We start from the raw sequence: 16578 nt of genomic DNA on the forward strand, positions 1-16578 counted from the left end.
CTTGAGACTGGCGACAATTGTCATATTTTTCCGCCGGCTACCGGCGTTCAGTGTTCACCGTTACGCAACATTTTGGGCGAGTGGGAAAATTCGCGCCGGAACTGGGTGGAAAAATGATTGCTGTCGCTGAAACCGCAGGCGTGGGCTATTTCGGTAATGGTTTTGTCGCTCTCCAGCAGGCGCTTGCGCGCTTCCAGCAAACGCAGCCGGTTAAGATAACGCTGCGGCGTCATGCCGGTCTGCTGTTTTAACTGGCGATGCAGCGTACGCAGCGGCAGTGAAAACTGCTCGGCCAGCGCCATCCAATCGATGTCGTTGCAGAAATTATGCTGCAGCCAGCGCAGCAGGTCGCGCAGGCGCCGCTCGCGATCGCCCTCGCCCTGGCTTTGGAAACAGCCATGGCGCAGCATAATCAAGAGCTGCAAAAATTGCCCTTCGCTGGCCGCGATGCCTTCGGGCGACGTATCCGTCGTCAGCTCGGCAAGCGTTTGGATAAACTGTTTGGCCTGTTGCATGCCCGCATGGTTAATCTGCCAGTTAACCTGGCTGTCCGGCAGGTTCTGGGCCGGCAGGAAACGGCTGATGTCGGTTAAAAACCGGAAGCCCTGCGGTGAACGATAAAGCACATTGGTCATTATCAGCTCATCGACATTCTCAAATAAATGATGATCGTCCGCGCGGATAAAACAGACGGTGCCGCTATTCAACACATAGGGCTGATCGTTAAACACGTGGATACCCGAGCCTTTCTCCACCAGCACTATTTCCCAAAAATCGTGATAATGCTCAGGGAAGGCGGCCTGGGGCACGCGCGGCTCAATGGTGACCGTCGCGTCTTTGGAAATAAAAAAATCATCACCGCAAAGTAGCGTCATCTTCAGCACCTCACCGTTATTCGGTGCTTATAGTATGGCGACTGGCCATGGCTTCACCTTGAATAAATGACCGCCATCGCTGACATTCAGGTTATTTTTTAAAGATTGGCCGGGTGAATATTCAAAATTGCGGCTGAGATCACAGGCGCTGGGGAATAATGCCCTTCATTGCCCGCGTAAATATTGCGTTATTGAGGTAATGCTATTTTTGTGATCGGTTTCACGTTCATCTTTACTATTCTGCCACCGGCACTTCCATGTTGGCATTCACCGGAAGGTGGCCCGTCATTATTGTGAATACACTGCCGGTCATAGAATGAAAGAGGAATATTCACTATGGCCGTACGAAATAGCGTAGCTGTCGACCTCGGTGCGTCCAGTGGACGGGTCATGCTGGCTCAATGGCATTCAGCCACGCAAAACGTCACGCTTAAGCAAATTCACCGCTTCCCCAATACCTTTATTTCAGTCGACGGGCACGATTGCTGGGACCTGGACCAGTTGGAACGGGAAATCCTGTTTGGCCTGGCCGCGTTGGATAGCGCCGGCACCGTTATCGACAGTATCGGTATCGATACCTGGGGGGTGGATTACGTGCTGCTGAACGCGCAGGGCGAACGGGCAAGCTGCCCGGTATCGTATCGCGATCACCGCACCGACGGCATTATGCCCGCGGTGCTGGATGAACTGGGGCGTGAGCATATTTACCGGCTCACCGGCATTCAGTTCTTGTCCTTCAACACCCTGTACCAACTGAAAGCCTGGCGCCAACAGCACCCCGCCGGCCTCGATCAGGTGGCGCATCTTTTGATGATCCCGGATTATTTTTACTTTCGCCTTACCGGCGCGCTGAACTGGGAATACACCAACGCCAGCACGACCCAATTGCTTAACCTTGCCACCGGGGACTGGGATCCGTCCCTGCTCGATTACCTCGCGATTCCCCGGCGTTGGCTGGGCACGCCCACGCAGCCCGGCAATACGCCGGGACACTGGATCAGCCCGGGCGGCCAGGCGGTGCCGGTTATCGCCGTGGCGTCCCATGATACCGCCAGCGCCGTGGTGGCGGCCCCGCTGCATGGCGATAACTGCGCTTATCTCAGCTCCGGTACCTGGTCGCTGATGGGTATCGACAGCGATCGTCCCTTTAACGACGACCGTGCGCTGGCGATGAATATCACCAACGAAGGCGGCGTCAACGGGCGCTACCGGGTTCTGAAAAACATTATGGGATTATGGCTGTTGCAGCGGGTGTGCAGCGAGCTGGCGATAACGGACCTGGAGGCTTTGCTGGCCGCCGCCGCGGCCCGGCCGGCCTGCCGGAGCCTTATTAATCCCAACGATGAACGATTTGTTAATCCCCCGTCAATGGTGGAGGCCATTCGCCAGGCCTGCCGGGAACAGCAACAGCCGGCGCCGGAGGATGCCGCCGCGCTTGCGCGCTGTATTTTCGACAGCCTGGCCCTGTTATACCGCCAGGTACTGCTTGAACTGGGCCGGCTTCGCGGCGTCCCGCTAAGCCGGCTGCATATCGTCGGCGGCGGCAGCCTGAACCCTTTGCTTAACCAGCTTTGCGCCGACAATTGCCGGATACCGGTGACCGCCGGGCCGGTGGAGGCCTCGACGCTGGGCAATATTGGTTGCCAGCTGATGGCGCTGGGGGAGGTGGCCGACGTCGCCCACTGGCGCGGCGTGGTGGAAGCCAATTTCCCATTACGCCATTACACCCCTAATCCCGATCCCGATTTCGCCACGCACTGGCAACGTTTTTTGGCGCTCTGCCACCTGAAAGAGGAAATTTTATTATGAGTCAATCCATTGAACAAGCCTGGCTCCTGGCCAAACAGCGGTTTGCGGATATCAATGTTAATGTGGAGGGCGCGCTCGAATTACTCGATACCCTGCCGGTATCCATGCATTGCTGGCAGGGCGATGACGTGGCCGGATTTGAAAACACGGGCGGCGCGCTCACCGGCGGCATCCAGGCCACCGGCAACTATCCCGGCAAAGCGCATAACGCTCAGGAGCTGCGCGCCGACCTGGAGCAGGCGTTCAGCCTGATCCCGGGACCAAAACGCCTGAACCTGCACGCCATCTATCTGGAGGCCGAAGGCAAGGTGGAGCGCAATGAAATCGAGCCGAAGCATTTTTCCCGCTGGGTCAGCTGGGCGCGGGAGCATCATCTGGGACTGGATTTCAACCCCACCTGTTTTTCCCATCCGCTGAGCGCCGACGGATTTACCCTGTCCCACGCGGACGACGGCATCCGCCAGTTCTGGATTGAACATTGCCAGGCCAGCCGCCGCGTCTCGGCCTATTTTGGCCGTGAACTGGGCACGCCGTCGGTGATGAATATCTGGATCCCGGACGGCATGAAGGACCTGACCATCGATCGCCTGGCGCCCCGTCAGCGGCTGCTGGAGGCGCTGGATGCCGTGATGGCGGAAAAGCTGGACCGCAATCACCATATCGACGCGGTGGAAAGTAAATTGTTCGGCATCGGCGCGGAAAGCTATACCGTCGGCTCCAGTGAATTTTATCTGGGATATGCCACCAGCCGCGGTACCGCCCTGTGCCTCGACGCCGGGCATTTTCATCCCACCGAGGTGATTTCCGATAAGATTTCCAGCGCCATCCTGTTTGTGCCGCGCCTGCTGCTGCACGTGAGCCGCCCGGTACGCTGGGATAGCGATCATGTGGTGCTGCTGGACGACGAAACCCAGGCCATCGCCACGGAAATCGTGCGCCAGAAACTGTTTAACCGCGTACATATCGGCCTGGATTTCTTCGATGCCTCCATCAACCGCATCGCCGCGTGGGTCATCGGCACCCGCAATATGAAAAAAGCGCTGCTGCGGGCGCTGCTGGAGCCGACCGGGGAACTGCGCCAACTTGAGCAGCAGGGCGACTATACGGCGCGCCTGGCGCTGCTGGAAGAACAAAAATCGCTGCCCTGGCAGGCGGTATGGGACAAATATTGCCAATTGCACAATGTGCCGGTAGGCGGCGATTGGCTGCAGACGGTGCGTGAATATGAACGCGCAACGTTAACAACACGCAAAGGATAAGACGCTATGCAAACAATACTGACTTCCTGGTTTGTACAGGGAATGGTCAAAGCCACCACCGACATGTGGCTTAAAGGCTGGGATGAACGTAATGGCGGCAACGTTAGCCTGCGCCTGACCCCCGAAGACGTGGCGCCGTACCGTGGGGAATTCACGCCCCGGCCGCGCACCGAAACGCTGACCGAGCCGGTGCCGGAGCTGGCCAATACCTATTTTCTGGTCACCGGTTCAGGTAAGTTTTTTCGCAATGTCCAGCTATCGCCGTCGGATAACCTGGTGCTGTTGCAGGTAAACGCCGCGGGCAACGGCTACAGCATTCTGTGGGGCCTGACCGCCGGCGGCCTGCCGACGTCGGAACTGGCGTCCCATTTCCAGTCGCACGTGGTGCGCCAGGAAGTGACGCAGGGCAGCGGCCGGGTGATTATGCACTGCCACGCCACCAACCTGATTGCCCTGAGTTTTGTGCTGAAACTGGACAGCGCGCATTTTACCCGCGAACTGTGGGAAGGCAGCACCGAATGCCTGGTGGTGTTCCCTGACGGCGTGGGCATCGTGCCCTGGATGGTGCCCGGCACCGACGGCATCGGCAACGCCACCTCGGCGCAGATGCGCTCCCATTCGCTGGTACTGTGGCCGTTCCACGGTATTTTTGCCACCGGGCCGACCCTGGACGACGCCTTTGGCCTGATTGACACCGCGGAAAAATCGGCCGAAATCATGGTCAAGGTGCGCGCCATGGGCGGCAAAAAGCAGACCATCAGCCGCGACGAGCTGATTGCCCTGGGGCAGCGTTTCGGCGTGACGCCGATGGCGTCGGCGCTGGATGTAGAGTAAGGCGCCGGTACCGGCGCGGCGGATGTTCACGCGCCCGGTATTCGGCGTGCCGCGCCCGCGCCGGTTCACCCTCATTATTGATAAGAGCATTGATTATGATCAGAAAGGCCTTTGTCATGCAGGTCAATCCCGACGCCCACGAGGAGTACCGGCGGCGTCATAACCCGATCTGGCCGGAATTGGAATACACCCTTAAAGCCCACGGCGCCCACCACTACAGCATTTTCATGGACGAGGAGCGCCATTTGCTGTTTGCGTATGTGGAAATGGAGTCCGAGCAGCGGTGGAACGAAGTGGCCGCCACCGGGGTGTGCCAGCGCTGGTGGCGCCAAATGACCGACGTGATGCCGGCCAATGCGGACAACAGCCCGGTAAGCCGTGAGCTGCGGCCGGTTTTTTATCTGGAGTGAGCGACGTTGCTGACCGGATTACCCGGCAGGCATTACCGGAAATCCCTTACCTGGCATGGGGGTGGCGCACGGCCAGCAGCTGTTCAAACCAGCTTTCCAGGATCACCACCGCCGATCCGGCGTCGACCCGGCCCTTGTTCAACGCGCGGTAGCCGCCGCGCTCGAACAGGTCGGCGCGTGCTTCCACGGTACTCAGGCGCTCATCGTGCAGCACCACCTCAAAACCAAAACGGCCATGCAACCGGTTGGCGAACTTACGCGCCTTAAGCGTCAGCGGCTGCTCGGTGCCGTCCATATTCAGCGGCAGTCCCACCACAATCACGTCCGGCTGCCATTCGCGCAGGAGTTTTTCCACCGCCAGCCAGTCGGGAACGCCATCCTGGGCCTTAAACGCCGCCAGGGGACGGGCGGTGCAGGTGACTTCCTGGCCAATGGCAACGCCAATGCTTTTGGTGCCGAAATCAAAAGCCATCATGGTCCGGTTGGTCATCAGGCGTGGCCCGCTTCGTTGGCGATATTATGAATATCGATACCCAGCTTCCTGGCCGCATCGCGCCAGCGCGACGCGATGGGCGTGCGAAACAGGATATCGCTGTCGGCCGGGATGGTCAGCCAGGCGTTTTCCAATAATTCCTGCTCCAGCTGCCCCTTGTCCCAGCCGGCGTAGCCCAGCGCCACCAGCACATCCTGCGGCTGCTGCGCGGTGCCGAGGGTTTCCAGCACATCCTTGGACGTGGTAATCATGGTTTCAGCGGAGATGCCGATGCTGGAGCCGAATCCCTCGCAGGGGGTATGCAGGATAAACCCGCGATCGTCCGCCAGCGGGCCGCCGGCAAACACCGGTTTATCCAGGCGGATCGCCGGATCGCGCTCGGCCGGCATGATCTTGAGTTTGTGCAGCACGCTCTCGACGGTGAACTGCTCGACGGGTTTATTAATGACGAGTCCCATGGCCCCGTCGTCGTTATGCTCGCAGATATAGATCACCGCGCGTTTGAACATAGGGTCTTGCAAAGAGGGCATGGCGATAAGAAAGTGATGCTGTAAATTCATTCTGTCTTTTTAGGGTGAGTAGTTTAATAAATAGTCGAACAGCAGTATGCGGCTAAATCAGGGATAAGTCACTGGCCGCAAGCGAAATCCGCCCGCAGCCGGCATAAAATCAGTTTTTGCCCAGGCGTTTTTCGATGGCGTCCATCAGCATACCGGTAATGGAAATCGGGAACGCGGCTTCGATTTCGCGCACGCAGGTCGGACTGGTGACGTTAATCTCCGTCAGCTTATCGCCGATAATATCCAGGCCGACAAAAATCAGCCCCTTTTCTTTCAGGATCGGGCCGACGTCGCGGGCGATTTTCCAATCGCTTTCCGTCAACGGCCGCGCCTCGCCGCGTCCGCCGGCAGCCAGGTTGCCGCGCGTTTCACCCGTTTTGGGAATGCGCGCCAGGCAATAGGGCACCGGTTCGCCGTCCACGACCAGCACCCGCTTGTCGCCGTCCTTGATTTCCGGCAGGAAGTTTTGCGCCATGCAAAAGTGCTGGCCGTAGCCGGTCAGGGTTTCAATGATGACCGACAGGTTGGGGTCTTCTTTTTTTACCCGGAATATCGAGGTGCCGCCCATGCCGTCCAGCGGTTTGAGGATGATGTCGCCGTGTTCCTGCCAGAACGCGCGGATATGATCGTCGCGGCGGCTGACCAGGGTATCCGGCGTATGGTGGGCGAACCAGGCGGTAAACAGCTTTTCGTTGCAATCGCGCAGGCTGCGCGGTTTGTTGACGATAAGCGCGCCTTTATCTTCCGCCCGTTCAAGTATATAAGTGGCGTAAATGAATTCGGTATCGAACGGCGGATCTTTACGCATCAGGATCACGTCGAGATCGCCAAGCTCGATATCCTGCTCGCCGTGGAAACTATACCATTGGTCATAATCCTGTTTTACCGCCAGCAGGCGCGTGGTGGCGCGCGCCTCGCCGCCGCGCAGGTACAGCGAGCTCATTTCCATGTAATGGATCTGCCAGCCGCGGCGTTGCGCTTCGAGCAGCATGGCGAAACTGGTGTCTTTCTTGATATTGATGGAGGATATGGGATCCATCACGATGCCGAGCTTTAACATTTGTTTCTCCTTTACCCCAGATCGCCGAAACGCACCTGCAGTGCGGTAATGACGGTGAGCGCTGTGGTTTCTGTGCGCAAAACACGGGGCCCCAGCTGGATTTCGGTAAATCCATGGCGTGAGGTCATGGCTATTTCTTCCGGGGACAGGCCGCCCTCCGGGCCAATCAGCAGCCGTACCTTATCGACCGGCAGCGGCAGCGTATTAATACTGTGCGCGGCGCGCGGGTGCAGGTTGAGTTTTAATCCTTCATCCCGCTCGGCGCACCACGCCTCCAGGTCCATGGCTTCCCGGATCAGCGGCAGACTGTTACGGCCGCACTGCTCGCAGGCGCCGATGGCGATTTTCCGCCATTGCTGGATTTTTTTCGCCATGCGGTCGTCATCCAGCTTGACCCCGCAGCGCTCGGAAAACAATGGCGTAATCACATTGACGCCGAGTTCGATGGATTTTTGGATGGTAAATTCCATCTTCTCGCCCCGGGACATGACTTGTCCTAAATGCAGTTGCAACGGGGACTCGAAATTGGCCGGACGAGAGGCGATGATGGTGGCCGTGACGTTTTTCTTGCCCGCCGCGGCAATCTCCGCTTCGAAGATATGATTGCTGCCGTCGAACAGATGCAGTAATTGTCCTTCGGACATGCGCAGTACGCGCGTCAGGTGGTGCGCGGCGTCTTCATCGAGCGCCACGGTGCCCTTGGCCGGGAGCGGCCCGGGATGGTAAATACGCGGTATTCGCATGCTGGTATCGTTTTCGTCCTGGTTGGTGCGCGGCGCGCGTCATCACATAGTAGGCAGCAGTGTTACGACTGGCAAGCCCGCTGAATATAGGGATTGGCGTTGCCCTGTACCTTTTCGATGCGCCGGTTGCGTTCGCATTCCCAGGCGGTGACGGGATATTGCCGATCCCAGACCTCGAACAGCTGGGTTTGCTGGCGCGAGATATTCAGATGATAACGGTCGCGCATATAAAAATAGGTGCGCGCAATGGCGCCGCGCGCACGCGCCGGCGGTTCGGCCTGTTTATTCTTGAAATCGATTTTCATGGCGCACTGGCCGTACTGTCCCTCGCCGCCGCGCCATTGGCTGTACTGGAAATTGCCCCGATCGCCGTTGACTTCGCCGATCGCCGGCTGCAGGTTGTGCAGGTCGTTTTCCATTTGCCGATAGTCAGCATCTTTGGCGCAGTTTTTGCGCCCGCCTTCCTGCCAGCACCTGTGCTGATGGCCGAATTCCCAGGCCGGCACCACGTGTTCCCATTCGATCCGGTTGGCGCGCAGGGCGCTTTTGCGCACCTGGTAACCGCATGATGCCAGATCCGGGGTGCCCTTTTTTCCCTGCCAGTCGATTTTGCAGCCGCAATAAAAGGAACCCGGCGCATCCTGGTTGATTTTTACCGCCGCCGCTTTCGCCTGGCTGAAGTTATTGATGTTTTGCGCCAGGACGCCGCCGGCGATCGGCAACAGGGAAAAACAAAGGAACCAAACAATTCTGTGTTGCATCTTCGGATTCATTAAAAGGAAAAACGCAGGTTAACCAATCCCGGGGTTGCAGGCAAATCGAAGCGGCAAAAAAAATCCTGCCGGCGCGGTTTTCCGCGCCGCTGCCAATCGATATCGCTTGATTTGGAAATGATCGTTTCCTATATTGGGAGCCTGCCTGCAACCCTATAGGAAGATGTTATGACTGACTCTATACCATCACCGTCCCTGAAACCTGGCTTCAGGATAGCGGCGGCCGTCGCCGCGTCGCGCCCGGACGCGGATCTGGCCGGATTTGTCCATCGCTTCGCCACCGTGGCGGGGGTAAGGATCCACTATGTCGATAACGGCCATAGCGCCGGCGGGGATACGAGCGATACAGCATTGCCCGAGGGCACGGGCGGCGACGCGGTGAAGACGCGCGCGGAAACGTCCGCCGCCGATCCGCGCCCCGTGGCGGTGCTGTTGGCGGGGTTTCCCGAAAGCGGGTACGCCTGGCGAAAAGTCATGCCGCTGCTGGCGCGGGGCTATCGCGTGATTGTCCCGGACCTGCCGGGGCAGGGGGATTCGGATCGCCCGCAGGCCGGCTATGACACTGAAAGCCTGGCGAACGCCGTGCATGGCTTGCTGCGCCAGCTGGGTATCCGGCGCTATTTCCTGGCCGGCCACGATATCGGCGCCTGGGTGGCTTATCCCTACGCGCTGATGTTTGGCGACGAGGTGCGGCGTCTGGCGCTGCTTGATGCCGGCATCCCGGGCATCACCCTGCCCGACGCGCTGCCCACGGCGCCGGACCGGGCCTGGCGCACCTGGCATTTTGCCTTTCACGCCATTGCGGACCTGCCGGAAGTTTTGATTGCCGGACGCGAGCGGGAATACCTGGACTGGTTCTTGCGGCGCAAGACCGCCAATCCACAGTCTTTTACCGAGGCGGATATCGATGAGTACCTGCGCGCCTTTAAGCAAGACGGCGGGTTGCGCGCCGGCCTGGCCTATTACCGGGAGGCGGCGCTGTCCGCGGCGCAGAACCGGCGCCTGAGCGGGAACGGCGGGCTGGCGATGCCGGTACTGGCGCTGAGCGCCGATCAGGGGTCCATCATCGATATGGCCGCCCCCCTGCGGGCCTTTGCCGATAATGTGCAAGGGGTGGTGGTGCCCCACTGCGGGCATTTCCTGCCGGAAGAGCAGCCTGAAGCGGTGGCCCGCGAGCTGGAGGGGTTCTTTAGCGCCGGCTGAGCCCGGCGCCGCTGTTATTCCATCACGTTTTCGGCATCGTTATCGCCGGCAAAGCGCAGCACAGCGCCGCATTGGCGGCAGCGGTACACCGACTCGCCGCGTACGATGCGGTTATGGCGGCGCACCGTCAGTTCGTGGCGCTGGCATCCGCACTGGTAGCGGTAGGTATTGGTGCGCACCGTCGCCAGGTCGAAACCGTGGGTGCGGCGGGGCTCGGTATGCAGCACGCTTGCCATCATCCAGCGCCACTCGCTGCCGTGGGGCGCCACGCGGCCGAACTGGCGAAACACCAGCAGATGGGCGAGCTCGTGGGGAATCACCTCGTCGATAAAGCTGTCCTGGTTGGCCAGCAGCAATACCGGGTTGAGCCGGATTTCCCATTTATCCAGCCACGCGGTGCCCGCCGAGGTGCCGCGCTGCTGGTAATTCAACAGCGGCTCCGGGAAGGTGGTGTTGAAATAGTCCCCTGCCTGGCGCAGCTTGGCACGCAGACATGACATAACGGCCTGGTGAAGGGCGATGGGGATGCGGTTCGGTTTCATAACGGCAAGATTAACCGGCGCAGTTAACAGATGCAAGCGACGCAATAGGGTGGGAAGGGCTGGGTTTAGCCGGGATGGACGCTGGCGCCATGCCGCGGGAAAGCCGGGCACGGCGCGGAGGTATGGCGGATTGCCGCCGGCGCCGGGGCGGCTTGCGCCGCTCCGCCGCCGCCAGCCGGCTCGTTCACCGGCTGGACGGATCGACGATTATTTATCGCCGATTTCGCGCAGGCGTTTGCCGGTCATCAGGTTGCGCTCGATATGTTCCAGCGAAATATTCTTGGTTTCCGGAATCAGCCAGAATGTCAGGAGAATAAACAGCACGTTCAGCCCGCCGTAGACCCAGAACGTATTGGCGTTCCCCAGTACATCAAGCATGGTCAGGAAGGTGGCGCCGACGATCATATTGGCAATCCAGTTGGTGGCCGTGGAAACGGTGATACCAAAATCCCGGCCCTTCAGCGGCTGGATTTCGGAACACAGTACCCAAATCAGCGGACCGGCGCTCATCGCAAAACCCACGATAAACATCATCAGCATAATGATGGCGAAGTATTTGCGGAAGTCGGTTTCAACGCCGATATGCAGCAACGCGCCCAATACGCCCATACCCACCGCCATCACCAGGAAGCCCAGCTTGAGGGTCGGCTTGCGGCCCCAGCGGTCAACCAGGCCGATGGCGATAAAGGTGGCCAGAACGTTGACCAGGCCGACTATCACCGTGCCCCACATTTGATCCGTGGTGCTGGAGAAACCGGCGATGCCGAAGATCTTCGGCGCGTAGTACATGATGACGTTCATCCCGGTGAACTGCTGCATCACCTGCAGCAGAATGCCGAGATACACCACACGGCGGAAATTGCCGTTATTGGTAAACAGCGCCCAGCCGCTTTGTTTTACCTTCAGGCTTTCGCGAATCTCTTCCAGCTCTTTCTTGGCCTGCTCGGACGTGTCGCGCAGCATGTTCAGCACCTTCTGCGCCTCGATGTAGCGGCCTTTCGCCGCCAGCCAGCGCGGGCTGCCGGGCAGGAACAATACGCCGATAAACAACAAGACCGCCGGGATGGTGATGATGCCCAGCATCCAGCGCCAGGAACCGCTATAGCTGAACGCGGTATCCGACAGGTAAGCCGCCAGGATGCCGATGGTGATCATCAGCTGGTACATGGAAATCATGCTGCCGCGAATTTTTTCCGGCGCGATTTCCGACAGATATAAAGGGGCGGTATAAGAAGCGACGCCGACGGCCAGCCCCAGGATGATCCTGGCAACCACCAGCAGTTCGACATTGGGGGAAAACGCCGAGCATAACGAGCCGATGACGAATAATAACGCGCCGATCAGCAAACTGTATTTACGCCCGAGCTTGGCTGACAGCCAGCCCGAACCTACCGCGCCGACCGCGGCGCCGAACATCATGGAACTGACCACCCATTCCTGCTGATGCGCGGTAATTTGCAGCTCATCGGACAGGAACGGCAATGCCCCGGCAATAACGCCGATATCCAGGCCGAACAGCAGTCCGGCAAGCGCCGCCATAAAGCAGACGAAAAAGGTGATGCGGGCATGAGATCTGCCTGACCGGGGTTTGGCAGTACTCACATTGGCAGTACTCATAGTACCTCCCTAAAACTACAAAATTATTAATTATGAATGTTAAATAAACGTATGCGGATATAGTGTGCGCTAGATCACAACTATGTAATCGTTTACACAGACTTATCCTGAATTAACAGCACTAAAAGCCAGGGCCATGCCGCTTATCAATCTAAAATGATGTTTTAGAAACAACTTTCGCGTCGGTCCGGTTGATATATAACATATAGCTGAAAATGAAGCGGTAGCAAAAAAAAATCGAAAATTTAATCCCAATTAACTTGATGATAAAATTGATTTTATTGTCCTGTAATCGCTTTCAGAAAGGCTAAAAAAAACGGCGATCATCAGATCACCGTTAAGTAGTGTAGTCGAAGATATCTCCGGCGGTACGACTTATCTTATCCCGCTTATAAACCGGCGGCATCGCGCAGCAGCGCGGCTTTATCGGTTTTTTCCCAGGGGAAATGCTCGCGGCCGAAGTGACCATAGGCCGCAGTTTCGCGATAAATCGGCTGCAGCAGATCCAGCATGGTGATAAGGCCGTGGGGACGCAGGTCGAAGAACTCGCGTACCAGCTGGGTCAGTTTTTCGATGGAGACTTTGCCGGTGCCGAAGGTTTCGATGCTGATGGACGTGGGTTCCGCCACGCCGATGGCGTAGGAAACCTGGATTTCACAGCGATCGGCCAGGCCGGCGGCGACGATATTTTTTGCCACGTAGCGGGCGGCGTAGGCCGCGGAACGGTCGACCTTGGAGGGATCTTTGCCCGAAAACGCGCCGCCGCCGTGACGGGCCATACCGCCGTAGGTGTCGACGATGATTTTACGCCCGGTCAGGCCGCAGTCGCCCATGGGGCCGCCGATAACAAACCGGCCGGTGGGGTTGATAAAATATTTGGTGCTGGACGACAGCCATTCGGCGGGCAGGACCGGCTTGATGATCTCTTCCATGACCGCTTCCTGCAAATCGCGCAGGGAGACGTCTTCTGAATGCTGGGTAGAGAGCACGACCGCGTCGATGCCGACGATTTTATCGTTGTCATACGCAAAGGTGATCTGGCTTTTGGCATCCGGACGCAGCCAGGGCAGGGTGCCGCTTTTGCGCACCTGGGACTGGCGCGCCACCAGGCGATGGGCGTAGGTGATCGGCGCCGGCATCAGTACTTCGGTTTCGTTGGTGGCGTAACCGAACATCAGCCCCTGGTCGCCGGCGCCCTGTTCGAGCGGGTCGCTGCGATCCACGCCCTGGTTGATATCGGGCGATTGCTTGCCGATGGCGCTGAGCACGGCGCAGGAATTGGCGTCGAAACCCATATCCGAATTGATATAGCCGATATCGCGAATGGTGCTGCGCGTCAGTTCTTCTATATCCACCCATGCGCTGGTGGTGATTTCACCGCCAACCAGCACCATACCGGTTTTGACAAATGTTTCGCAGGCCACGCGCGCCTTGGGATCCTGGGCCAGGATCGCGTCAAGCACGGCATCGGAAATCTGATCCGCGATTTTATCAGGATGTCCTTCTGAAACGGATTCGGACGTAAATAGGTGTTTAGCCATCGGTCTCTTTACCTTAACATACGGGTTAGGAATGACTGCGTAGCGCTGGGATTCAGCCATAAGGGAAAAGCGATTTTCCGATGATGGCGTTACGCGTCCTGCAACGTCCCGCGGATAACGTCGTTAGCAGTAAGTACTCACAGTAAGTAATAGTATAAGTAAGCTATCCAGTTTAGATGGATTAACTTCTGGATGGCTATTCTAGGACACCCGCTTGGCGAATTACCAGCGATTTTTTCGCCCTGGCGCCTCCGCGCAGGCCGCGGCGGCGCCCGATCGTGCGGTAATCGCGCCCGGGGCTGATTTAAATTTTGCTTTTTCGCGGGGCAGGCTGTATAAATTCGCGCGCATAAGCAACGGTAAGGTGAATGTCTTTCATTTACATCCGGTAACTTTTTATCTGTCCCGGCACGGCGTAAGCCGCCGATGGCCGGCATTTGCGGGAGGTGGCACAGTTAATGATTCGTTATTTTCCGGTCAACCCCGACCACGCTTCCGCTCGCCCGGCTTGTCCGGCGCACCCTGTTTTTCCAGCATTTCCGCTCTGTTATGGCCGATGTTGCCCGCCAGGCCGCCGACATGCGGGCGCTTCCCAGGATTCCAGGGCCGGTTGACGGTTGCTCATTACCGGACCCGGGCCATGCGGTCTTTCATGCGGACCCTATTTTTTGGGCGATCCACCACCCCGTCTCACGGAGTTCATCAAGGTGTTTTACAATTACTGTACTGATGTACCGGATGCCGATTGCGTCCGGCGGCGCTTATTGCCGTTGGCGGGCTGCGGGTTTACGCACAACAACTATGCCACCGACGGTGGTGTCCACGCTCCAACATTGATGAACGGGAACGCCAACTGGAACCCCGGGAGAGAGTTACGTCATGTCTGATGATCATAAGCACCAAGGGTCCCACCGGTCCGCACCCCATGAAAACTTGCGTTCCATGCAGGAGGTAGCCATGAATGACAGCGATGCCAGCAAAATGATGAGTACCTACAATGTCGCGTATTGGGGCAATAATTATTTTGATGTCAATGAGCTTGGCCATATCAGCGTTTGCCCCGATCCCGATTTCCCCGAGGCGCGGGTCGACCTGGCTGAGCTGGTGAAGGAACGGCAGAATGACGGGCAGCGGCTGCCGGCCCTGTTCTGCTTTCCGCAGATCCTGCAACACCGCCTGCGTTCCATTAACGGGGCGTTTAAGCGCGCCCGCGAATCCTTTGGCTATCGGGGCGACTATTTCCTGGTTTATCCCATCAAGGTTAACCAACATCGCCGGGTGATTGAATCCCTGGTGAATTCCGGCGAGCCGCTGGGGCTGGAAGCCGGCTCCAAGGCGGAACTGATGGCGGTGCTGGCGCATGCCGGCATGACGCGCACCGTGATTGTCTGCAATGGCTATAAAGACCGCGAATATATCCGCCTGGCGCTGATCGGCGAAAAGCTGGGCCATAAGGTTTACCTGGTCATTGAAAAACTTACCGAAATCAAGCTGGTGCTGGAAGAAGCCGAGCGCCTGAACGTGGTGCCCCGCCTGGGCGTGCGCGCCCGTCTCGCCTCGCAGGGCTCGGGCAAGTGGCAGTCCAGCGGCGGCGAAAAATCCAAATTCGGGCTGGCGGCGGTCCAGGTGCTGCAACTGGTGGAACTGCTGCGCAGCAAAGGACGGCTCGACAGCCTGCAACTGCTGCATTTCCATTTGGGTTCCCAATTGTCCAATATCCGCGATATCGCCTCCGGCGTACGGGAATCGGCGCGTTTTTATGTGGAACTGCACCGCCTGGGCGTGAATATCGAATGCTTTGATGTCGGCGGCGGCCTGGGGGTCGATTACGAAGGCACCCGTTCTCAGTCCGATTGTTCGGCCAACTACGGCCTGAACGAATACGCCAACAATGTGATTTGGGGTATCGGCGATGCCTGCAACGAATATGACCTGCCGCATCCGACGGTGATTACCGAGTCCGGCCGCGCCGTCACCGCCCACCATACGGTGCTGGTATCGAACGTTATCGGCGTGGAGCGCAACGAGTTCAGCGAACCGCTGCCGCCCGCCGAGGACGCGCCGCGCCCGCTGGAAAGCATGTGGCAGACCTGGCAGGAAATGCAGGAACCGCAAAACCGCCGCTCGCTGCGCGAATGGCTGCACGACAGCCAGATGGACCTGCACGACGTCCATACCCAATATACCCACGGCATGCTGGATTTGAGCCAGCGCGCCTGGGCCGAGCAGCTCTATCTGAATATTTGCCGCATGATCCAGACGCAGCTCGATCCGAGCAACCGCGCGCACCGGCCGATTATCGATGAACTGCAGGAGCGCATGGCCGACAAGCTGTACGTTAACTTCTCGCTGTTCCAGTCGATGCCGGACGCCTGGGGCATCGATCAGCTGTTCCCGGTGTTGCCGCTGGAGGGGCTGGATAAACCGCCTGAAGGTCGCGCCGTGCTGCTGGATATTACCTGCGACTCCGACGGCACCATCGATCACTATATCGATGGCGACGGCATCGCCACCACCATGCCGATGCCGCCGTACGATGTGGATAACCCGCCGCTGCTGGGCTTTTTCATGGTCGGCGCCTATCAGGAAATCCTTGGCAATATGCATAACCTGTTCGGCGACACCGCCGCGGTGGACGTCTTTGTGTTTAAAGACGGCAGCGTGGAGCTTAATGAGTCCGATGAAGGCGATTCAGTAGCCGATATGCTGCAGTATGTGCAGTTGGATCCGGCGGTACTGTTGACCCGTTTCCGCGATCAGGTGAAAGAGACCGATCTGGACGGCGCGCTGCAGGCGGAGTTCCTCGAAGAGTTCGAGGCCGGCCTGTATGGCTACACTTACCTGGAAGATGAATAAGAA

15 protein-coding genes are annotated in these 16578 nt (G+C 58.5%); 6 read left to right on the forward strand and 9 right to left on the reverse strand.

All coding sequences use genetic code 11. The annotated features are described in order from the left end of the window. Positions 1–47: 47 nt before the first annotated feature. Positions 48–875 (reverse strand): HTH-type transcriptional activator RhaS, encoded by an 828-nt coding sequence (rhaS, locus tag ACL2XM_RS26305; protein ID WP_410013565.1) that lies wholly within the window; start codon positions 873–875, stop codon positions 48–50. A gap of 336 nt (positions 876–1211) precedes the next feature. Here rhaS and rhaB point away from each other — a divergent pair, with 336 nt between their 5' ends. The 4 genes from rhaB to rhaM all read left to right on the forward strand — a co-directional run bounded on the left by rhaB (position 1212) and on the right by rhaM (position 5187). Then, a complete protein-coding gene (gene rhaB, locus ACL2XM_RS26310; protein WP_413727704.1) occupies positions 1212–2684 on the forward strand; it encodes a rhamnulokinase in 1473 nt (490 codons plus the stop codon). Next, complete coding sequence (locus tag ACL2XM_RS26315) at positions 2681–3943, forward strand: L-rhamnose isomerase (protein WP_410013567.1); 1263 nt, start codon at positions 2681–2683, stop codon at positions 3941–3943. Before rhaB ends, ACL2XM_RS26315 begins: the two co-directional genes overlap by 4 nt. A 6-nt stretch (positions 3944–3949) precedes the next feature. Next, on the forward strand, positions 3950–4777 hold the full coding sequence (rhaD, locus tag ACL2XM_RS26320) for a rhamnulose-1-phosphate aldolase (protein WP_410013568.1): 828 nt from the start codon (positions 3950–3952) through the stop codon (positions 4775–4777). Between the two features lie 95 nt (positions 4778–4872). Continuing rightward, complete coding sequence (gene rhaM, locus ACL2XM_RS26325) at positions 4873–5187, forward strand: L-rhamnose mutarotase (RefSeq protein WP_413727705.1); 315 nt, start codon at positions 4873–4875, stop codon at positions 5185–5187. 46 nt (positions 5188–5233) lie between these two features. Here rhaM and ruvX read toward each other — a convergent pair whose 3' ends face one another. From ruvX to endA, 5 genes are all read right to left on the reverse strand, one after another. Then, positions 5234–5677 (reverse strand): Holliday junction resolvase RuvX, encoded by a 444-nt coding sequence (gene ruvX / locus ACL2XM_RS26330; protein ID WP_410013570.1) that lies wholly within the window; start codon positions 5675–5677, stop codon positions 5234–5236. Beyond that, positions 5677–6240, reverse strand: a complete 564-nt coding sequence (locus ACL2XM_RS26335; protein WP_410013571.1) for a YqgE/AlgH family protein — start codon at positions 6238–6240, stop codon at positions 5677–5679. The genes ruvX and ACL2XM_RS26335 overlap by 1 nt, the downstream gene beginning before the upstream one ends. Positions 6241–6349: 109 nt before the next feature. After that, a complete protein-coding gene (gene gshB / locus ACL2XM_RS26340; RefSeq protein WP_410013572.1) occupies positions 6350–7300 on the reverse strand; it encodes a glutathione synthase in 951 nt (316 codons plus the stop codon). 11 nt (positions 7301–7311) lie between these two features. Next, on the reverse strand, positions 7312–8043 hold the full coding sequence (gene rsmE, locus ACL2XM_RS26345) for a 16S rRNA (uracil(1498)-N(3))-methyltransferase (protein WP_410013573.1): 732 nt from the start codon (positions 8041–8043) through the stop codon (positions 7312–7314). Between the two features lie 62 nt (positions 8044–8105). After that, the gene (gene endA / locus ACL2XM_RS26350; protein ID WP_410013574.1) at positions 8106–8804 is read right to left on the reverse strand and encodes a deoxyribonuclease I; all 699 of its coding nucleotides are present in this window, start codon (positions 8802–8804) and stop codon (positions 8106–8108) included. A gap of 180 nt (positions 8805–8984) precedes the next feature. Here endA and ACL2XM_RS26355 point away from each other — a divergent pair, with 180 nt between their 5' ends. Further along, positions 8985–10019 carry an alpha/beta fold hydrolase gene (locus tag ACL2XM_RS26355; protein ID WP_413731962.1) on the forward strand — a complete coding sequence of 345 codons (1035 nt, stop codon included), beginning with the start codon at positions 8985–8987 and terminating at the stop codon, positions 10017–10019. 14 nt (positions 10020–10033) lie between these two features. On the opposite strand, the gene ACL2XM_RS26360 is transcribed toward ACL2XM_RS26355, so the two are convergent. From ACL2XM_RS26360 to metK, 3 genes are all read right to left on the reverse strand, one after another. Then, positions 10034–10561: a SprT family zinc-dependent metalloprotease gene (locus ACL2XM_RS26360; protein ID WP_410013576.1), complete on the reverse strand. Its 528-nt coding sequence runs from the start codon at positions 10559–10561 to the stop codon at positions 10034–10036. Positions 10562–10768: 207 nt separating this feature from the next. Beyond that, positions 10769–12178 carry a sugar porter family MFS transporter gene (locus ACL2XM_RS26365; protein WP_410013577.1) on the reverse strand — a complete coding sequence of 470 codons (1410 nt, stop codon included), beginning with the start codon at positions 12176–12178 and terminating at the stop codon, positions 10769–10771. A 389-nt stretch (positions 12179–12567) separates the two neighbouring features. After that, entirely contained in the window at positions 12568–13719 is a 1152-nt protein-coding gene (gene metK, locus ACL2XM_RS26370) for a methionine adenosyltransferase (RefSeq protein WP_410013578.1), read from the reverse strand. Between the two features lie 879 nt (positions 13720–14598). On the opposite strand from metK, the gene speA reads away from it, so the two are divergent. Next, complete coding sequence (gene speA / locus ACL2XM_RS26375; protein ID WP_410013579.1) at positions 14599–16575, forward strand: biosynthetic arginine decarboxylase; 1977 nt, start codon at positions 14599–14601, stop codon at positions 16573–16575. The last annotated feature ends 3 nt before the right edge of the window (positions 16576–16578 follow it).

The organism is Sodalis sp. RH20, assembly GCF_047324205.1.
GTDB lineage: Bacteria > Pseudomonadota > Gammaproteobacteria > Enterobacterales > Enterobacteriaceae > Acerihabitans.